Here is an 18,967-nt window from a genome sequence, read left to right as displayed (position 1 = left end):
TTAGTAAAAAACGAAAAAATTCTTGAATCGCGTCCCCACCGGGGCTGTTTGCACATCCAAGTGACCATCCAAGGCGAGACGCCACCGTTCAAACCGGACGCGATTCAATACGCCAGGAGATCGAGAACTGCTTGTGCTGCGCTCGCGGCGGCATCCTGTCGCAGCCAAAGATGGATGCGTCGATACTCGGCCTGAATCTCGGCGACGCGCTCCGCATCATCCAGAAACGCCAGAACGGCCGGCGCCAAGAGATCGGCGCGGCAGCGGTCTTGGATAAACTCGGGCGCCAGATCCTTCTCGGCCAGGAGATTCGCCATAGCGATATAGGGCACCTTGACCAGACCGAGCTGTTTGACCAGGTGATAGGAGATCGGATGGACGCGATAGGCGACCACCATCGGGCGCTTGGTCAGCAGGGTCTCCAGCGTGGCCGTTCCCGAGGCGGTCAGCACGACATCGGCGGCGGCGAGGACCTCGCGGCTGCGACCGTCGACCAGAGTAATCGGTAGATCGGGCGCAAGCTGCGCCAAGACTTGGCTGAAGCGCTCGCGCAGCCGAGCATTGACCAACGGGATCAGGAACAGCAAGTCCGGGCGGGCGGCGAGACAACGCGCGGCGGTCTCGATAAAGGGTCCGGCCAGACGCTCGACCTCGCCCATCCGACTGCCCGGCAGTAGGGCGAGGATCGATCCGGCCTGCGGCAGACCGAGGGCACGTCGCGCGCCGTCACGATCGATCTCGATCGGGATCTCGTCGGCGAGCGGATGACCGACATAGCGTGCCGGCACGCCGTGCTCGCGCAGAAAAGTCTCCTCGAACGGAAAGACGCTCAGCATGAGATCCACCGAGCGTCGGATCGACTTCACCCGACCCGGACGCCAGGCCCAGACGGTGGGACTGACCATGTGCACGGTGCGGATGCCTGCACCGCGCAGCCGGCGCTCCAGACCGAGATTGAAATCGGGCGCATCCACGCCGATGAAGACATCCGGGGGATTCTCGACGAAATAGCGCACCAGCTCGCGTCTGAGTCCGAGAAGCTCGCGAAGCTGACCGAGGACCTCCATCAACCCCATCACGGAGAGCCGTTCCATGGCGAAGAGGGTCTCGCAACCCTCCTCCTGCATCCGTGGCCCGGCAACACCGACGAAGCGGACCTCGGGGACCCGTTTGCGGATCTCGCGAGCCAAAGCGGCTCCCAAGATGTCGCCCGACGCCTCGTTGGCGACGATCCCGATGCGCAACATCAACGCACGATGCTGCGGTTGCTGTCGGCGATGAAGTCGGCCATGACGCCGAGTTCCGGAACGTCCGCGGACATCCGATTCAGCTCCGCGATCGCCTCGGCGAGCTTCAGGTTTCCCATGTAGAGCGTTCGATAGGCCCGCTTGATCGCCTGAATGGCGACATCGGAAAACCCGCGACGCCGCAACCCCTCGGCGTTGATACCGCGAGGCTCGGCCGGGTGCCCGCCGACGGTCACGTAGGGGGGAACGTCTTTGCTCAGAACCGATCCCATGGCACAAAAACCGTGAGCACCGATCCTGCAAAACTGGTGGACGATGGTGAAGCCGCCGAGGATGGCCCAGTCCTGGATCTCGACGTGTCCGCCCAAAGAGGCGGCGTTGGCCATGATGACGTTGTCGCCGATGCGGCAGTCGTGTGCCACATGGACATAGGCCATGAAGAGATTGTCGTTGCCGATCCGGGTCACGCCCTTGTCTTGGACGGTGCCGCGATGCAGCGTCGTGAACTCGCGGATCTGATTGCGATCGCCGATCTCGAGGCGCGTCGTCTCGCCGCCGTATTTCTTGTCCTGGGGATCTTCGCCGACGCTCGCGAACTGAAAGACGCGATTGTCCCGGCCGATCCGGGTCGGTCCCTTGATCACGGCATGGGGGCCGATCCGGCTTCCCGCGCCGATCTCGACATCCGGGCCGATGACGGCGAAGGGGCCGACCTCGACATCGGAATCCAGCGCCGCCCCCGGATCGACCAAGGCGGTCGGGTGAATCAAGCGGTAAAGTCTCGGGCCGTACACATGATCTCGGCGCTGGCCACGAGACGATCGTCCACGCGCGCCTCGCCATCGAATTTCCAGATCCCGCGACGCACGGGGCCGAGCTTCACGTCCAGAATCAACTGATCGCCGGGCTCGACGGGTCGTTTGAAACGCGCCTTGTCGATGCCGACGAAGTAGTAGAGCTTGTTGCCGACCTCTTCCGGGCGCGAGGCCATCGCCAGCAATCCGGTCGCCTGCGCCAGCGCCTCGATGATCAAGACGCCGGGCATCACCGGTCGTACCGGAAAATGGCCGGTAAAAAACGGCTCGTTGTAGGAGACGTTCTTCAAGGCGATCAGGTACTCGTTCACCTTGTAGTCGATGACCTTGTCGACCAATAGAAAAGGATACCGGTGCGGCAAGAGGCTCAGTATCTTGTGGATATCCATTGTGCTCACGACGTCCTCCGAGCGATCAAGACGCAAATCAGAATCCGTCGGCGTGGGATGCGATCCCTCCATGCTAGGTAGCCTCCCGCCCAGTTGTTTCGTTCATCGTATCGATATGGTTCTCAAGTTGTTTGATGCGTCGCGCCAACTCGTCCAGATGTCTGAACCGAGCCACGTTGCGACGCCAATCAGCGCTTGGCATGGCCGGGATCCCGCTGCTGTAGGAGCCGGGCTCCAAGACCGATCGGGTCACCATGGCCATCCCCGTAAAATGGACTCCGTCGCCGATCTCCAGATGACCGGCCATCCCGACGGCACCCGCGATGGTGCAGTTTCGACCGATTCGGGTCGAACCCGAGATACCGGTATTCGCCGCCATCGCCGTATTCTCGCCGATCTCGACGTTGTGGCCGATCTGAATATGGTTATCCAGCTTCACCCCGTCGCCGATCAGGGTATCTGCGATCGCACCGCGATCGACCGTCGTATTCGCGCCGATCTCGACATCGTCGCCTAGAATCGCGCGCCCGACCTGCGGGATGCGCACCCACCGATCGCCGTCGCGCGCAAAACCGAAACCTTCCCGCCCGATAACGCTGCCGGGGTGCAGGAGTGCGCGTTTGCCGACAAGGGTGCCCGAGCAGAGTGTCACGCGCGCCACCAATCGACTCTCCTCGCCGACCCGCACACCCTGTCCGAGGATACAACCGGGTCCGAGAAAGGCGCGTGCACCCACGACCACGCCGGCCTCCAGGACGCAGGTCGGACCGACCCATGCCGTCGGGTCCACCAGTGCCGTCGGATCCACGACCGCGCTATGGTGGATACCGCCGACGATTGTCGGCTCCGGATACAGAATCCTCGCCGCTTTCGCAAAGGTCAGGTAAGGGTTGTCGCTCAGCAGGACGGGTACCCGACAGGCATCTGCATCCGCATCCGATAGGATCACGCAGCCGGCCCGAGTCTGCCCGAGATGGCGCTTGAAGCGCCCGTCGCCGAGAAAGGTCAGTCCGGTTGCATCGGCGGAACTCAGCGGCGCAATGCGGCAGACACGCGCGTCGGGATCGCCCCGTAATGGAACCGACAAACGTTGCGCCAATTCGCCGAGCGAGATCTCCAAGGCCTCACCAACCTCGCCGCATCGGTGCGGACGGCATCATCACTTGTCGACGAACTCCTGCTTGAGTCGCTCGATGACTTGCGCAGAAATATCGATGCGTGGACTGAAGTAAACCAGCCCCTCGCTGATGACGAGATCGATCTTCTCCTCCTTGGCGACCTCGACGATCACCTCGCGGACCTGCAGGGCCAACTTGGTACGAAGCTCGTTCTGCCGCAACGCGAAGTCTTCCTGAAACTCGTCCCTCGCATATTTGAGCTTACGGGTTCGACTTCGAATATCGTTCTGCAAGCGCTGAATCTCGCTCTCGCTCATCAAGGCACCTTCTCGCTCCAGGCGACCTTGCAACGCCGAGATCTGATCCTGCTGCTCGCGCAATATCCGCTCCCGATCTTCGACCTCGCGTTGAAGCGCAGCGCGGGCAGCCTCGTATTGAGGAGACTGCTCGACGACCCGGTTGGGATCGACTACCGAGATCCTGTAATCGGATGCGAGCACAAGGCTCGACAGCAGGACCGACGCGAACAACGACGACCAAAGAGCGGCTAACCTCACGCATCGACTCCCTTAGAAGGTCTGTCCGAAACCGAACTGGAAGACTTGGGTGTCGTCGCCTTCTTCTTCGTTGAGCGGAGCCGCCAGACTGATCGAAAGTGCACCGATCGGCGACAGCCAGGTTGCCGAGAGACCCGCCGAATAGCGCAGGTCACCGATGTCGAATCCAGTCGGCTCGATGAGATTGGAAGCGTTGGTCTCCCAGACGTTGCCGAAGTCCAAGAAAGCTCCGAGTCGCAGAGTCTTGGCCAGCTCCGCTCCGCCGGGTGCGGGGGCGAACAGCTCGACACTGCCGGCCATCCTTAAGTTACCTCCGACCGGATCGTCGTCGCCGATCTCGCGCGGTCCGAGCGAGTTGGCGACGAAACCGCGCACCGACCGGGGACCACCTGCATAGTAGTTCTCGAAGAACGGAAGAGACTCGGTGTCGCCGTAGCCCTCGCCGTATCCGACATCGCCGCTCAAGGACACCACGAAGCGCGAGGTCAGAGGGACATAGAGCTGCTCCTGGTAGGTGAGCTTGTAATATTGTAGATCGCTTCCCGGGACAGCGAGGTCTGCCCTCAGCACGCGCAATCCACCCTTGGTCGGGAAGATCGCGGTATCTCTGCTGTCGTTCGTATAGCTCGCCGAGAGTATAAAGTCATTGAAGACATTGCCGTTTTCCTCGACGAACTCTTGTGCAAGCTCGGAAAAGTCGCCGGCGATGAAATTCGTATACTGATAACGGATACCGAGGCCGGCACGGCTGGTCTCGGAAATGGGCAGACCGAAGTTCATGCCCAGTACGCCGACGTCGGTCGAGTAATCCGCACCGATCAACTCGTCGAAATTCGTTTCACGGTAGGCGATATTAAAACCCCGACTGATACCGTCCACCGTATAGAAGGGGTTGGTATAAGCGATCTGATAGAGCTGGGTCGCTTCGCTCGTGTTGACTCCGAACGAGACACGCTTGCCGGTTCCCAGGAAATTGTTCTGCGTCACGCTGGCGTTGAGCAAAATACCCTGCGATTGGGAGTAACCGACGCCCGCCGAAAGGTTCCCCGCAGGTTTCTCGGTCACCGTCACATCGACATCGACTTGGTCGGCGGAACCGGGCACGGCAGGCGTCTCGATGGCGACATCCTCGAAGTAGCCCAAACGCTGGAGACGCTCGCGCGACTTGCGGACCAGCTCGGCCGAGAACCAGGCCGACTCCAGCTGGCGCATCTCCCTGCGCAGGACCTCGTCGCGGGTTCGGGTATTGCCCTTCATGTTGACGCGACGCACGTAGACGCGCTGTCCTGGATCAACGAAGAAGGTCACCGTGACCGTGCGCGCCTCCTCGTCGATCTCGGGAATGGTGTTGACGTTCGCGAAGGCATAACCGCGATCGCCGAGCAGGTTCGAGATCCGCTCCGAACTTTCGGTGGTCGCCCGACGGGAGAAAAAGTCGCCGCGTTTGAGCTGAATCAGAGGGAACAGCTCCTCGGCCGGGATCGATGGCTCGCCGGCAAGCTTGATGTCGCCGATCCGGTAGGGTTCGCCCTCGTCGACGACGACGGTGATATAGATCTCCTTCTTGTCGGCGCTGATGGAGACTTGAGTCGACTTGATGTCGAACCGAATAAAGCCACGGTCTAGATAGAAGGAGCGCAGGGTCTCCAAATCACCGGCGAGCTTTTGCTTGGAATACTGATCGTTCTTGGAATAGAACGAGGTCCAGCCGGTGGTGCCGAGCTCGAAGCGCTTGAGCAGCTCTTTTTCGGGGAACGCCTCGTTGCCGATGACGGTGATCTGCTTGATCCGCGCTGTCAGCCCCTCGGTGATCTCGATGCGGACCGCCACGCGGTTTCGCTCGAGCGGCGAGACCGTCGACTGAATCAGCACGCCGTATTTGCCGCGGGAGAAATACTGACGCTCGAGCTCCTGCTCGATCCGGTCGAGAACCGAGCGATCGAAGACTCGCCCTTCCTTCAGCCCGATGTCGGACAAGGCAGCCGTCAACGCCTTGGTGTCGATGTCGCGGTTGCCGGTAATGTCGATCGAGGCGATCGCGGGTCGCTCGCGGACCCACAGCACAAGGACGTTGCCCTCACGCTCGACACGCACATCGTCGAAGAAACCGGTTTGGTAGAGCGAGCGAATGATCCCGCCGGTCACGCCGTCTCCGACCGTGTCCCCGACCTGTACCGGCAGATAGTTGAAGACGGTGCCGGGTGCGATCCGCTGCAGGCCCTCCACGCGGATGTCGGCGATCTGAAACACCTCGGCGGCGACCGGCATGTTGATCGCCAGCAGAAGGGTCACCAAAGCGAGCTGCCGACGTGCGCAGCAACGGAGCATCAGAGGTATCGCGCGCAAGACAGGGTCCCCTCGATCAAGCCGAAGTCTGCGGCGCAGTCGGCGTTTTAGGGTCGCCAGTATAAGGGATTCGACGCGCCTAGCCCAATAGCCGGGAGAGATCCAAGTAGAAGGCCAGCGACATGAGTGCCGCCAGGAGAAAAAGGCCGATCTTCTGGCCCTGCATCTGGGCCTCCTCGGAGAGGGGACGACCCTTGACCCACTCGATAAAGAAGTACAACAGATGCCCTCCGTCCAGCACAGGCACCGGCAGGAGGTTGAGGATGCCCAGGCTGATGCTCACGACCGCGAGGAATTTCACGAAGGATTCCAATCCATAGCTCGCGGTTCTCCCGGCCGTCTCCGCGATCGTGATGGGACCGCTGAGGTTCTCGACCGACGCCTGACCGATCAACATGCGCCCCACGACACGCAGCGTCATGACGCTCATCTCGACGGTCTTGGAGACGGCCCGATCAAGCGATTCGACGGGACCGTAGCGCACCTCGACGCTGTAATCGTCCATCAAGCCCTCCGGAACCAGCACGCCGGCCCCGATCCGACCAATGGTGTTCCCCTCGACCTGAGTCGATCGCGGCGTCACGCTCAACGTAAGGCGCTCGCCGTCGGCACGCTCGATCTCGATCGACAAGGCCTCGTCCGGATGCTCCTGGACCACGCCGACCCAGTCCTGCCAGCCTTCGATCGGACGGCCGTCGGCCGACAGGATACGATCACCGGTCTGTAGTGCGGCGTCCTCGGCCGCTTCGCCGGGGACCAGCTCGCCGATCACGGCGGGCAAGGTCGGACGTTTCGGAGAAAGACCCAGGCGACCGAGGAGGTCCGGCTCCTCGGCCAGACTGCGCACCGCATCGGAGGGGATCCAGCGCGTCAGCTCGAGGCCCGAGGCGTCGCGCACCTGAACCGCCAACTCACGCCCGTCGAGCGATTTCCCGACGAATGCGATCAGGGCCGTCTCCCAACTTCCCGCCTCGCGGTCGCCGACCCGAATCAGCTCGTCGCCGGACTGGAAGCCGGCCGCGGCAGCAATCGATTGAGGCTCGACGTCGCCGACGATCGGCCTTAAGCCCGAGTCGCCGGACATGAAGATCGCCCAATACGCGAAGATCGCGAAGAGGAAGTTGAACAGTGGACCGGCGACGACGATCGCCGAGCGCTTCCAAAGCGCCTGGCGGTTGAAGGCGAGATGAGCCTGTGTCGCCGGAACCTCCTCTTCGCGCTCGTCGAGCATCTTGACATAGCCGCCGAGCGGGACCAGCGCGACGACATACTCGGTCGCATCCGGATGACGCTGAACGCGAATCAAGGGCCGTCCGAAACCGATCGAGAAGCGCAGAACCTTCACGCCCAAGCGTCTGGCGACCCAAAAGTGCCCGAACTCATGTACGGCGATCAGGATCGCGAGCGCGACGACGAAGGAGCCGATCGTAAAGAGGATGTCCATCTTAAATCGCGTCCGGAGTGGCTAATGAGGGAGGAGTTGCGGGCAAGGACTCCGGTCATCAACGGCGATCGGAGTGACGCGATTTAAGTCTTTGATTTAAATTCTGAGTTAAACCGCGTCGGCGACGACATCACCGGGGAGCAGGGACAGCCCCCTCTGTAGGGCGACTGAATACCGGTCCGGAGGCAGTTTAAATCACCCGCGATCGGACCAGGTGTTCAGCGCGCTCGCGTGCCCGCCGATCCACGTCCAGGAGGAATGCGAGATCCTGGCCCGCAACGTCTTCGTTCGGAAGCGCCTCGAGCGTCGCGTCGACGACGGCGGCGATCCCCGGGAGATCGAGGCGTCGATCCAGGAAGGCGGCCACGGCGATCTCGTTGGCCGCGTTCAGGATCGCCGGCGCGGTGCCGCCTTGGCGTGCAGCCTTGAAGGCCAGCCCGAGGCAGGGGAAACGCGCAAGATCCGGCTCTTCGAAATTCAGCTGTCCGACCTTGAAGAGATCCAGGGGCGCTACGCCGGCATCCAGGCGCGCCGGCCATCCGAGCGCATGGGCGATCGGGGTACGCATATCGGGGTTGCCGAGCTGGGCGAGTACGGAGCCGTCTTGGTATTGGACCAAGGAGTGGATCACGCTCTGCGGGTGGACGACAACCTGGATGCGATCGGTGTCGGTCCCGAACAGCCAGCAGGCCTCGATGACCTCCAGACCCTTGTTCATCATGGTGGCCGAGTCGACCGAGATCTTGCGACCCATCGCCCACGTGGGATGCGCGCAGGCCTGATCGGGGGTGACCGACGCGAGTCGTTCGATCGGCCAATCGCGCAGCGGGCCGCCGGACGCGGTCAACAGAATGCGTTCCACCCCGACCGACGGCAGGCCCTCGCAGAAGTTCGGCGGCAGACATTGGAAGATGGCGTTGTGCTCGCTGTCGATCGGAAGCAGCTCCGCACCGCTCTCCTCCACGGCACGCATGAGCAAGGCTCCGGCCACCACCAGCGACTCCTTGTTGGCGAGCAGCAGACGCTTGCCTGCACGGGCTGCGGCCAGCGTGGGCGGCAGACCCGCGGCACCGACGATCGCCGCCATGACGTATCGGGTCTCGGGCATGGTCGCGACCTGCTCGAGCCCTTCGACACCCGAGAGGATCTCCGGGCGCCCCGGCATGTCCGCGAGCAGCTCGCGCAGACGCTGCGCCGCAGCCTCCTCGACCATCACCGCGATCTGCGGTCGGTGACACCGGCACTGCTCGGCCATGCGCTCGCTGTCGCGATTTGCCGTCAAGGCGACCGCGTGAAACTGCTCGGGATGACGGGCGACGACATCGAGGGTGCTTACGCCGACCGAGCCGGTCGAGCCGAGGACAGTTACGCCGATCACGTCGCGACTCCAATCAAGGTGATACCCAAGGCAAACACGGGCGCGGCTGCCGTCAAACTGTCGATTCGGTCGAGCATGCCGCCATGTCCGGGCAAAAGATGACTCGAATCCTTCAGACCGCGGCGACGCTTGAGGAGACTCTCGTAGAGATCCCCCACGATCGAGATCATGACCGATACGCCGCAAACCAGCAGTATCAGGAGGGTTGCCATCGGCGTCGCGGACAGGATCCACCCGAACATCAGAGCGCAGGCAACGGCCCCGGCCATCGCTCCGTAGACGCCGACCCGCGTCTTGCCAGGACTCAGCACGGGCGCAAGCTTTGCGCGACCACCACCCCAGGCACGGCCGACGAAATAGGCCATTGAATCGGCCGTCCACATCAGAAAGAGCAGGAAGAGGACGAGTGCCGGCCCCGTATTCGGGAGCCCATGCAGATGAATCAGTGCTGCCCAAGGACCGACCAAGACAAGAAAACCGGCACCAAGCAGAGACCACTGAAGGTCCTCGACCCTCGGGATCTCCCTGATCCGCGGCAGGGCCACCGCCTGACCCGCCCACCAGAGGGCACTCAGACCGAAGAACCAAGACTGCCCCTGCGGCCAGATCCAGAGGAGCGCCATCGCGAACAAGATCGCAAACGAATAGAGGATGCGTGGGATCGGCCGCGTCAATCCGGCCAGCGTGCACCATTCCACGGCCGCCAGCATCAGGACCCCGGCCAAGACGAGTGCGAAGGCAGGGGTCGGCAGCCAGAGGACTGCAGCGATGACGAGCGGCACCAAGGAGAGTGCCGTGATGGTCCGACGCTTCAGTGCGTTGGATGCAGGCAAGGCGTCAGCCCCGGCCATAAGCTCTCATCGGGGCCTGCATCTCGACCTGCTCGCCGGTTCGCCCGAAACGCCGCTGCCGGCACGCATAGTTCTCCAGGGCTCGACCATAGGCGGCCGCATCGAAGTCGGGCCACAGCAGATCGGTGAAATACAACTCGGCATAGGCGGATTGCCACAGCACGAAGTTGCTCAGGCGTTGCTCCCCGCCGGTGCGAATAAAGAAGTCCGGCTCCGGGAGATCGGGGAACGACAGGCGGCTTGCGAGGGCATCCTCGTCGATCGCATCCGGATCGAGTGCCCCGCTGAGCGCGTCGGCCACGAGTCGCCGGGCGGCCGCAGTGATGTCCCAGCGCCCCCCGTAATTGGCGGCCACTTGCAGATTGAGGGACCGGTTGCTTGCGGTCAGCTCTTCGGCCTCGGCGATCCGTCTCTGGAGCTTCTCCGGGAAGGCCCCGCGCTCGCCGATGATACGCAGTCGAACATCGTTCTCGTTGAGGCGGCGCACCTCGCCGCGCAACGCGCTCATGAAGAGCTCCATGAGGATGTTGACCTCCGAGCGCGGGCGCCGCCAATTTTCGCTGCTGAAAGCAAAGAGTGTCAGGGTTCCCACACCGCGTCGGACGCTTTCTTCGACAATGGCACGGACGCTTTTCACGCCCTCCCGATGGCCTGCCGTGCGGGGACGATCGCGCTGCTTGGCCCAGCGGCCGTTGCCGTCCATGATGATGGCGACGTGCCGAGGCACGGATGGATCCGGATCGCTCATTCCGATTGCGGGCGTTGCAATATCCACGGTGGTCATTGTCCGGATTGCCCGCCCGCCTCAGATCGACATCAAGTCCGCTTCTTTCTCCGCCAAGACCGCATCGACATCCTTGATGTACTGATCGGTCAGCTTCTGAACCAGCTCCTGACCGCGGCGCTCCTCGTCCTCGGAGATCATCTTGTCCTTCACGAGTTCCTTCAGATCATGATTGGCATCGCGGCGAATGTTGCGCACGGCGACCCGCGCCTGCTCGGCCTCGTTGCGGGCAACCTTGATGAGATCGCGTCGCCGCTCTTCGGTGAGCGCCGGCATGGGGACACGAATGACCGTCCCGGCGGTATTGGGATTGAGCCCGAGGTCCGATTGCATGATAGCCTTCTCGACGGCCTGCACCATGTTTCGTTCCCACGGCGTCACGGCCAGCGTTCGCGCGTCCTCCGCGCTCACGTTCGCGACCTGCCGGATCGGCATCTCGGAACCGTAGTAGGAGACCATGACATGGTCCAAAAGGGATGGATGCGCCCGGCCGGTTCGGATCTTGGCCAGCTCGTGGCTGAGTGCATCGACACTTTTGGCCATGCGCTCCGCAGCGTCCTTCTTGATATCGTCGATCATGTCAGTTCCCGCTCACGACCAACGAGCCGACGTCTTCGCCGCGGATCAACCGCGAGAGCGCACCGGGCTCGTTGATATTCATTACACGTAGTGGCATGCCATGGTCGCGACACAACACGATAGCCGTCGTGTCCATGACCTGCAGCCCTTCACGAAGCGCACGATCATAACTGATGCGGGGATAGAAGGTCGCCCCCGGATCGATCATCGGGTCGGCCGAGTAGATGCCGTCAACCTTGGTGGCCTTGATCAGAAGATCGGCACCGACCTCGATCGCACGCAGACTGGCCGCCGAATCGGTCGTAAAAAACGGGTTTCCGGTCCCGGCGGCAAAGATGACCACGCGACCCTTGTCGAGATGCCGCATGGCACGCCGCCGGATGTAATCCTCGCAGACCTGATTGATCTTCAGGGCCGACATGACGCGCGCCGCGACACCCATACGCTCGAGCGCATCCTGCATCGCCAACCCGTTCATGACGGTGGCGAGCATCCCCATCTGATCCCCGGTCACACGGTCCATTCCCTTGGCCGCAAGACCCGCCCCGCGGAAGATGTTCCCGCCGCCGATGACGAGCGCCACCTGAACACCGATGCCGGCGAGATCGCGGATCTCGCCGGCAAAGCGCTCCAGAACCTCAGGATCGATGCCGTAAGCCTCGGAGCCGACCAAGGCCTCGCCGCTGAGCTTGAGCAGGATGCGTCGATATACGGGCGCCGTCATGGCGGGAGAACCTCGTCATGGGTTGAGTCGGAGAAGGCTGCGTGAATCACGCAACCTTCGGGGCCCAGTCGGTCGGGGCGCGCGGGTCAGGTCGAGCGAACCTGCGCCATGACCTCTTCGGCGAAGTTCTCGACCTTCTTCTCGATGCCCTCGCCGACCTCGACGCGGGCAAAGCGATGGACCGTTGCACCCGCCTGCTTCAGGAGCTTCTCAACCGAGGTCTCCGGATCCTTCACGAACGGCTGACCGAGCAGGGTCACCTCTTCGAGATACTTGCGCACGCGCCCGTCGATGATCTTGTCGACGATCGCCTCGGGCTTGCCGCTGTCGAGCGCTTGCGCCTTGAAGATCTCGCGCTCTTTGGCGAGCGTCTCGGGCGGAACCTCGTCGGCTCCGAGACACAGCGGATTGGTCGCTGCGATATGCATGGCGATGTCGCGCCCGAGCGTCTCGTCGCCGCCGCTCATCTCGAGCACCACGCCGATGCGAACACCGTGACGATAGCTGTAGAGACTGCCTTCCACATCGTCGAAGCGCACCAAACGACGCACCTGGACATTCTCGCCGATCTTGGTGATCAGGGCCTCGCGGGCTTGGTCGACGGTGCTCGCCGGGTCGTCGCAAAGTGCCGTCGCCGACAGTGACTCGGCATCGGCCATATCGCCGGCGAGCGCCGTCGCGGCGGTTGACTGCGCAAAGCCGAGAAAACTGGCGTCTTTCGCCACGAAATCGGTTTCACAGTTGATCTCGACCAAGACACCGCGCTTGCCGTCGGGAGCGATCTCGATCATGACCACGCCTTCGGCTGCGGTGCGCCCGGATTTCTTGGCAGCCTTCGCCTGACCGGCCTTGCGCATCGCCTCGATGGCCGCTTCGATATCGCCGTCGGACTCCACCAGCGCCTTCTTGCACTCCATCATGCCGGCGCCGGTGCGCTCCCGGAGCTCTTTCACCAATGCCGCTGTAATCGCCATCGTTTGCTTCCTCTGTCCCCTCGGGGACGACTTCGGGTTGTACTGGAAGACGTTCGCACCCGAGTGCTCGGGAGCGAACGAAGACTGGATGCGCGCGCGGATCGGATCCGGAGCGCGCTCGGGTCGCGCAGCCGATCTACTCGGCTTCGGCAACAGCGCTCGGCGCCGACTCGCTCTCGACAGGTGCATTGATAAAGGTATCGCCGCCGCGCCCGACCATCGCGGCCGCGGTGTTGCGGCCGTCGAGGATCGCATCCGCCGCGCCGCTGATGTACAGGCGCACCGCACGGATGGCGTCGTCGTTGCCCGGGATCACGTAGTCGACCTTGCTCGGATCGTTGTTGGTATCGACCACGCCCACCACCGGGATGCCCAGCTTGTTGGCTTCGGTCACGGCGATCTTCTCGTGACCCACATCGATCACGAACATGGCGTCCGGGAGGCCGTCCATGTCCTTGATACCGCCGATGCTCTGCTCGAGCTTCGCACGCTCGCGCGCGAGACCCAGTGCTTCCTTTTTGTTGAAGCGCTCGATCGTGCCCTCCGCGAACATGGTCTCGAGCTCCTTGAGTCGCTTGACCGAGTGCCGGATGGTCTTGAAGTTGGTCAGCATCCCCCCGAGCCAGCGATGATTGACGAAGGGCATCCCGCAGCGCAGGGCCTCCTCCTGAATCGCCTCGCGTGCCGCACGCTTGGTGCCGACGAAGAGGATACGGCCGCCGTTGGCGGTCAGCGAGCCCATGAAATTGACGGCCTCTTGATAGAGCGGCAGCGTCTTTTCCAGGTTTACGATATGGATCTTGTTGCGTTGTCCGAAGATGAAGGCCCCCATCTTGGGGTTCCAATAGCGGGTCTGGTGTCCGAAATGGACGCCCGCTTCCAACATCTGGCGCATGGTCACGTCGCTCAAGGTCTTGCTTCCTGTGGTCTGGGTTGGGCCTCCACGCATCCCAAGCGGCAACCTGATTGCCAGGCACCCGGCCGGTTGTGTCGATGCGTGTGCGGACATTGTTTCGGCGCCCGTGATCCGGGGCCGGTCTCGATTCGGCGTTGCGCAACCCGGTGATCCCGGGCGTACAGCCGTTTTGCGCAGGATCTCGGCAGCGCTTCGGCTCGCCGAAAGCCCGACAGCAGCGGATTTGCCGCAGCGCGCCGGGTTTTATACCATAGCCCGTTCCTTACGGGCAATTACCTCAAGGTTTTCTGTGAGATCCGGACCTGATGTCGATTCAGCGACGCACGCCATGAGTGTGCCAATCAAAACACCCGAGGCCGTCGAGAAGATGCGCGTGGCGGGCCGACTGGCAGCCGACGTTCTCGACATGATCGTCCCCCATGTCGTCCCGGGCGCGACCACGGACGAGCTCGATCGCATCTGCCACGACTACATTACACGCGTACAGCGGGCCATCCCGGCGCCCTTGAATTACCGCGGCTTTCCCAGATCCATCTGTACCTCCGTAAACCACCAGGTCTGCCACGGGATCCCGGGAAACAAACGCCTCAAGAAAGGCGATATCGTCAACATCGACATCACCGTCATCAAGGACGGGTATCACGGCGACACCAGCAAGATGTTCTTCGTGGGCGAGCCGAGCATCCTGGCGCGTCGTCTCGTCACGGTCACGCAACAGGCGATGCGGCTCGGCATCGCGAAGGTGCGCCCCGGCGCGACCCTGGGAGACATCGGTCACGCGATTCAGCAGTTCGTCGAGGCACAGGGATGCTCGGTGGTGCGCGAATATTGCGGGCATGGGATCGGTCAGGCGTTTCACGAAGAGCCGCAAGTCCTGCACTACGGCAAGCCCGGCGAGGGCTTGGTCCTGAAGGCGGGCATGTGCTTCACCGTCGAGCCGATGGTCAACGCCGGCAAGCGCTTCATCAAGCTGCTCCCGGACGGCTGGACGGTCGTCACCAAGGACCGCAGTTTGTCGGCGCAGTGGGAGCACACCGTCCTCGTCACCGATCAGGGACACGAGATCCTGACCTTGCGCGCCGAGGAGCGCACCGACAAATCCATCGCGGCCGTGCCCGCCGATCAGCGCGCCGATCAGCGCAAGGCGGAGCGCGACATCGTCGCACGCCCATGAACGCCGCACCGCGCCCCCAGGCCTTGCCGAATGAGGCTGTGGAGGCGAGGCCGGCGGCCGATCCGATGGCCCCGATCACCGATTGGAAGGACCGTCTCAGAGCCGGGCGCGACCGACTCTTCGCAGACTTCGACCGAGGCGCACCGGTCGGGAGCCTGGTCCTGCGACGCAGCCTCCTCATTGACGAAGTCCTGCGCGAGGTCTGGGACCATCACCTCGGTCGGACCGTGGACGCCGCCTTGGTCGCCGTCGGCGGATACGGGCGGCAGGAGCTCCAGCCGGCCTCCGACATCGACATCCTGGTCATCGTCGACGCCGATGCCGACGCGCGCCTCGCCGCGCCCCTGGAAGGTCTCGTGACCTGCCTGTGGGACATCGGCCTGGAGGTCGGGCACAGCGTGCGCACCCCCGAGGAGTGCGCGCGCGAGGCCGCCGGCGACGTGACCGTCATGACCAATATGATGGAGGCTCGCCTGATCCGCGGCAGCAGCGCGCTGTGCCATCGGATGCGCGACGTCGTCAGCCCCGAGCGCATGTGGGACAGCGAGCAATTCTTCGCCGCCAAGACCCGGGAGCAGCGTACACGCTGGCAGAAATACGGCGGCACCGCCTACAACCTCGAGCCCAACATCAAGGAAAACCCGGGCGGCTTGCGCGATATTCAAATGATCGGATGGGTCGCCAAGCGCCACTTCGACGCCGAGACCCTGCATGAGCTGGTCGGTCACGGCTTTCTGACCGAATCCGAATATGCCACGCTGATCGACGGGCAAACGCTGCTGTGGCGGATCCGTTTCGCGTTGCATCGTATCGCCGGACGGCGCGAGGACCGACTCCTGTTCGAGTATCAGCGGACCCTCGCCACCCAATTCGGCTTCGAGGACGGCCCGAACAACCTTGCCGTCGAGCAGTTCATGCAGCAGTACTACCGCACCGTCCAAGAGCTCAATCGGCTCAACGAGATGCTGCTGCAGTTGTTTCGCGAGGCGATCCTCCTGCATGACGACGTCGGCCCCCCGCTGCCGGTCAACAAGCGCTTCCAGTCACGCAGCGGCTATCTCGAGGTGACCTCGGCGAGCGTGTTCCAGCGCTACCCGATCGCCCTTCTCGAGATCTTCCACGTCCTTCAGGTCCATACCGAGCTCGAAGGCGTGCGCGCCAGCACCATCCGGCTGATCCGCGAGAACCGCCACCGCATCGACGATGACTTCCGCGCCGATCTGCGCGCGCGCAGCCTCTTCATGGAGATCCTTCGTCACCCGAGCGGTCTCATCCATGTGATTCGACGCATGAACCGTTACGGCGTGCTGGCGGCCTACATCCCGGCGTTCGCCAACATCGTCGGACGCATGCAGTACGATCTGCTCCATGTGTACACGGTCGACGAGCACACGCTCTGTTTGCTACGCAATCTTCGCCGCTTCACCATCACCAAGCACGACGACGAATTCCCGCTCTGCAGCGCGATCGCCAGGCGCATCCCCAAGCCCGAGCTCCTGTATCTCGCAGGGCTCTTTCACGACATCGCAAAGGGCCGCGGCGGAGACCATTCGCTGCTCGGCGCCGACGACGCCCGGGAGTTCTGCCGGCTCCACGGACTGCCCGAGTTCGACAGTCGGCTCGTCGGCTGGCTGGTGGAGAAACATCTGCTGATGTCGATGACGGCCCAGCGCAAAGACATCAGCGATCCGGAGGTGATCCAGTCCTTCGCCGCCGTCGTCGGCGACCCGACACGATTGGATTATCTCTATCTATTGACGGTTGCGGATGCCCGAGCGACCAATCCCGAGCGCTGGAACAGTTGGAAAGACGCACTGCTGCGCGAGCTGTATCACGGGACGCGCCGCGCGCTGCTGCGCGGACTCGAGAATCCCCAGGCCCAGGACGAGCTGATCGAGCAGAAACAGACCGAGGCGAGGCGCCTGGTCGCGCGCTACGGCGGGGATCCTGCCGCCTGCAATCGGCTCTGGAATAGATTCGGCCTGGATCTGTTCCTGCATAACTCTCCCGACGAGATCGCCTGGCAGACACGCCAGATCCTCGCGTGCGAGCCCGATCAGCTGCCGCTCGTGGTGATTCGCCCGGTCACGGCGCGCGGAGGGACCGAGATCTTCATCTACACCAGCGACCGCGCAAACCTCTTCGGGCGCATCACCGCGCTCCTGGATCAGGTCGGCCTCAGCATCATGGATGCACGCATCATGACCACCGACGCAGGAATGGCGGTCAACACCTATCAGGTCCTGGACCAGGACGGCAGCCCCATCCATGACGCATTGAGGATGGAGGAGATTCGCTCCTGCTTGGTCGCGGATCTCGCCGAGGATGCCGAGGAGGAGATTCAAGTCGCACGTTCCATGCCGAGACGCCATCGGTATTTTCCGACCGAGACGCGCGTGACCTTCTCCCCCGACGAACCCAACCGCCGCACCATCATGCGCCTCGCCACCCTGGATCGCCCCGGCCTGCTCGCGGACGTCGGCGCGGTCTTCCAGAATTGCGGCATCCGCCTTCAAAACGCCAAGATCGCGACGGTCGGCGCCGAGGTCGACGATGTCTTCTTCATCACCAACGACGACGAAACCCCCATCACCTGCGAAACCGCCCTATCCTGCTTGCGACGCGAGATCCACGATCGGCTGGAAGGCCATGGAAAACGCTGAACATCGCGATATCGTCGGGCTCGGGATGCCGGCAGGTTTGAAGGCTCGCTTCAAGGGCATGCGATTCGGCACCGTTGCGCTGATCGTCGGACTCCTGTCGATCCCGGCTGCGATCGCGGCCGACGCAAACCTCATCGTGCCCATCCAGCCTGTTAGCCAGACCTTCGGCGACCCACCTCCGGGGAGCACGCCGACACCATGGCTCGACGAGGTGCGCGCCCAACGACAGGCGTGGGAGGCCCGACGCGAGGCGACACGTAGTGCCTACGAGGCCCGCCGGCGAGCCAACAATCCGAGGGCAGCAGCCCAGCAAGAGGCGTGGGAAGAGGATAGACGCCGTCGACGTGCAGACCGTCTCGAACGCATGGATCAGGAGCGCGAGCTCTTTCGCAGCCTCGGACCCGATCAGCTCCCGCGGCCTTGGCCGTGGGTCACCGGGATGCCCACCCTGCCGGAGATCGGCAGCGGCGCGGCGTCGCCCGACGTCCCGGACGAGGAGTCGATCTTTGCGCCGCCCGGCTGGGACAATCACTGGTATTTCAGGGGATTCTGATATCGTTCGAGCATGAGTCTCGGCGCCTCAACCGGCCTCGATCAACTCGAGCGCGTTGCCGTCCGGATCGCGACAAAAGAGCGCGCGCCGCCCCGAGCGGCTGAGGGTGTAGGAGAGTCCCGCGGCCTCGAGCCGCGCCGTCACATCCTCCAGGCCGCTCACCCGCATCGCGAGATGCCGGTCTCGACCGCCGTGCGCTGGACGGCCCGCGACCGGATCCGGGTTCGGCAGCTCGAGCAGGTGGATCTGCTGATCGCCCACCCAGAGCCAGGCCCCGGGAAACGACAGGTCCGGGCGCTCGGGAGCAAGCTCGAGACCGAGAATCCCCTGATAGAACGCGAGCGCCCGCGCGGTATCGGCGACGATCAGACTGACATGATGAATGGCATGGACCAGCGGCATCGGATCCCCTCGGCATGGAGCCGGCTTGGACGTTCGCCTATACTATAACGCCA

At 63.2% G+C, this 18,967-nt stretch carries 18 protein-coding genes; 3 read left to right on the top strand and 15 right to left on the bottom strand.

Going from position 1 to position 18,967, the window contains the following annotated elements; all coding sequences use genetic code 11:
• Positions 1 to 104 precede the first annotated feature (104 nt).
• The 14 genes from lpxB to rpsB all read right to left on the bottom strand — a co-directional run bounded on the left by lpxB (position 105) and on the right by rpsB (position 14,101).
• On the bottom strand, positions 105 to 1,247 hold the full coding sequence (lpxB, locus tag B4N44_RS15740) for a lipid-A-disaccharide synthase (RefSeq protein WP_296702810.1): 1,143 nt from the start codon (positions 1,245 to 1,247) through the stop codon (positions 105 to 107).
• On the bottom strand, positions 1,247 to 2,017 hold the full coding sequence (gene lpxA, locus B4N44_RS15735) for an acyl-ACP--UDP-N-acetylglucosamine O-acyltransferase (protein ID WP_296702738.1): 771 nt from the start codon (positions 2,015 to 2,017) through the stop codon (positions 1,247 to 1,249). Before lpxA ends, lpxB begins: the two co-directional genes overlap by 1 nt.
• A complete protein-coding gene (gene fabZ / locus B4N44_RS15730; protein ID WP_296702736.1) occupies positions 2,014 to 2,523 on the bottom strand; it encodes a 3-hydroxyacyl-ACP dehydratase FabZ in 510 nt (169 codons plus the stop codon). The genes lpxA and fabZ overlap by 4 nt, the downstream gene beginning before the upstream one ends.
• A 1-nt stretch (position 2,524) precedes the next feature.
• The gene (lpxD, locus tag B4N44_RS15725) at positions 2,525 to 3,571 is read right to left on the bottom strand and encodes a UDP-3-O-(3-hydroxymyristoyl)glucosamine N-acyltransferase (protein WP_296702735.1); all 1,047 of its coding nucleotides are present in this window, start codon (positions 3,569 to 3,571) and stop codon (positions 2,525 to 2,527) included.
• Between the two features lie 39 nt (positions 3,572 to 3,610).
• On the bottom strand, positions 3,611 to 4,069 hold the full coding sequence (locus B4N44_RS15720; protein ID WP_296702733.1) for an OmpH family outer membrane protein: 459 nt from the start codon (positions 4,067 to 4,069) through the stop codon (positions 3,611 to 3,613).
• A 69-nt stretch (positions 4,070 to 4,138) separates the two neighbouring features.
• Complete coding sequence (gene bamA, locus B4N44_RS15715; RefSeq protein ID WP_414718162.1) at positions 4,139 to 6,472, bottom strand: outer membrane protein assembly factor BamA; 2,334 nt, start codon at positions 6,470 to 6,472, stop codon at positions 4,139 to 4,141.
• Between the two features lie 79 nt (positions 6,473 to 6,551).
• Positions 6,552 to 7,916, bottom strand: coding sequence for an RIP metalloprotease RseP (gene rseP / locus B4N44_RS15710; protein WP_296702729.1), 1,365 nt, complete (start codon positions 7,914 to 7,916; stop codon positions 6,552 to 6,554).
• Between the two features lie 190 nt (positions 7,917 to 8,106).
• A complete protein-coding gene (ispC, locus tag B4N44_RS15705; protein WP_296702726.1) occupies positions 8,107 to 9,294 on the bottom strand; it encodes a 1-deoxy-D-xylulose-5-phosphate reductoisomerase in 1,188 nt (395 codons plus the stop codon).
• Positions 9,291 to 10,145, bottom strand: a complete 855-nt coding sequence (locus tag B4N44_RS15700) for a phosphatidate cytidylyltransferase (RefSeq protein WP_296702724.1) — start codon at positions 10,143 to 10,145, stop codon at positions 9,291 to 9,293. Before B4N44_RS15700 ends, ispC begins: the two co-directional genes overlap by 4 nt.
• On the bottom strand, positions 10,132 to 10,893 hold the full coding sequence (uppS, locus tag B4N44_RS15695; protein WP_296702806.1) for a polyprenyl diphosphate synthase: 762 nt from the start codon (positions 10,891 to 10,893) through the stop codon (positions 10,132 to 10,134). Before uppS ends, B4N44_RS15700 begins: the two co-directional genes overlap by 14 nt.
• 57 nt (positions 10,894 to 10,950) lie before the next feature.
• Positions 10,951 to 11,508 carry a ribosome recycling factor gene (gene frr, locus B4N44_RS15690; RefSeq protein WP_296702721.1) on the bottom strand — a complete coding sequence of 186 codons (558 nt, stop codon included), beginning with the start codon at positions 11,506 to 11,508 and terminating at the stop codon, positions 10,951 to 10,953.
• Between the two features lies 1 nt (position 11,509).
• On the bottom strand, positions 11,510 to 12,232 hold the full coding sequence (pyrH, locus tag B4N44_RS15685) for a UMP kinase (RefSeq protein WP_296702719.1): 723 nt from the start codon (positions 12,230 to 12,232) through the stop codon (positions 11,510 to 11,512).
• Positions 12,233 to 12,318: 86 nt separating this feature from the next.
• Entirely contained in the window at positions 12,319 to 13,206 is an 888-nt protein-coding gene (tsf, locus tag B4N44_RS15680; RefSeq protein ID WP_296702717.1) for a translation elongation factor Ts, read from the bottom strand.
• A gap of 136 nt (positions 13,207 to 13,342) precedes the next feature.
• Positions 13,343 to 14,101: a 30S ribosomal protein S2 gene (gene rpsB / locus B4N44_RS15675; protein WP_296702804.1), complete on the bottom strand. Its 759-nt coding sequence runs from the start codon at positions 14,099 to 14,101 to the stop codon at positions 13,343 to 13,345.
• A gap of 349 nt (positions 14,102 to 14,450) precedes the next feature.
• On the opposite strand from rpsB, the gene map reads away from it, so the two are divergent.
• From map to B4N44_RS15660, 3 genes are all read left to right on the top strand, one after another.
• A complete protein-coding gene (gene map / locus B4N44_RS15670; protein ID WP_296702716.1) occupies positions 14,451 to 15,296 on the top strand; it encodes a type I methionyl aminopeptidase in 846 nt (281 codons plus the stop codon).
• Positions 15,297 to 15,361: 65 nt separating this feature from the next.
• A complete protein-coding gene (glnD, locus tag B4N44_RS15665; protein WP_296702713.1) occupies positions 15,362 to 17,959 on the top strand; it encodes a [protein-PII] uridylyltransferase in 2,598 nt (865 codons plus the stop codon).
• Positions 17,946 to 18,512, top strand: coding sequence for a hypothetical protein (locus tag B4N44_RS15660; RefSeq protein WP_296702711.1), 567 nt, complete (start codon positions 17,946 to 17,948; stop codon positions 18,510 to 18,512). The genes glnD and B4N44_RS15660 overlap by 14 nt, the downstream gene beginning before the upstream one ends.
• A 27-nt stretch (positions 18,513 to 18,539) precedes the next feature.
• On the opposite strand, the gene B4N44_RS15655 is transcribed toward B4N44_RS15660, so the two are convergent.
• On the bottom strand, positions 18,540 to 18,914 hold the full coding sequence (locus tag B4N44_RS15655) for a VOC family protein (protein WP_296702708.1): 375 nt from the start codon (positions 18,912 to 18,914) through the stop codon (positions 18,540 to 18,542).
• Between the last annotated feature and the right edge of the window lie 53 nt (positions 18,915 to 18,967).

The sequence above is a fragment of the Thiocapsa sp. UBA6158 genome, assembly GCF_002423035.1.
GTDB lineage: Bacteria > Pseudomonadota > Gammaproteobacteria > Chromatiales > Chromatiaceae > Thiocapsa.
Note: the sequence above shows the minus strand (reverse complement) of the source record. Positions and strands in the feature narration are given on the sequence as shown.

Bases quoted from the DNA above. Each gene is read 5' to 3' on its own strand.
- frr (WP_296702721.1), bottom strand. From the start codon at position 11,508: ATGATCGACGATATCAAGAAGGACGCTGCGGAGCGCATGGCCAAAAGT.
- B4N44_RS15660 (WP_296702711.1), top strand. From the start codon at position 17,946: ATGGAAAACGCTGAACATCGCGATATCGTCGGGCTCGGGATGCCGGCA.
- B4N44_RS15700 (WP_296702724.1), bottom strand. From the start codon at position 10,145: ATGGCCGGGGCTGACGCCTTGCCTGCATCCAACGCACTGAAGCGTCGG.
- rpsB (WP_296702804.1), bottom strand. From the start codon at position 14,101: ATGCGCCAGATGTTGGAAGCGGGCGTCCATTTCGGACACCAGACCCGC.
- map (WP_296702716.1), top strand. From the start codon at position 14,451: ATGAGTGTGCCAATCAAAACACCCGAGGCCGTCGAGAAGATGCGCGTG.
- pyrH (WP_296702719.1), bottom strand. From the start codon at position 12,232: ATGACGGCGCCCGTATATCGACGCATCCTGCTCAAGCTCAGCGGCGAG.
- rseP (WP_296702729.1), bottom strand. From the start codon at position 7,916: ATGGACATCCTCTTTACGATCGGCTCCTTCGTCGTCGCGCTCGCGATC.
- fabZ (WP_296702736.1), bottom strand. From the start codon at position 2,523: ATGGAGGGATCGCATCCCACGCCGACGGATTCTGATTTGCGTCTTGAT.
- tsf (WP_296702717.1), bottom strand. From the start codon at position 13,206: ATGGCGATTACAGCGGCATTGGTGAAAGAGCTCCGGGAGCGCACCGGC.
- glnD (WP_296702713.1), top strand. From the start codon at position 15,362: ATGGCCCCGATCACCGATTGGAAGGACCGTCTCAGAGCCGGGCGCGAC.
- lpxB (WP_296702810.1), bottom strand. From the start codon at position 1,247: ATGTTGCGCATCGGGATCGTCGCCAACGAGGCGTCGGGCGACATCTTG.
- B4N44_RS15655 (WP_296702708.1), bottom strand. From the start codon at position 18,914: ATGCCGCTGGTCCATGCCATTCATCATGTCAGTCTGATCGTCGCCGAT.
- uppS (WP_296702806.1), bottom strand. From the start codon at position 10,893: ATGAGCGATCCGGATCCATCCGTGCCTCGGCACGTCGCCATCATCATG.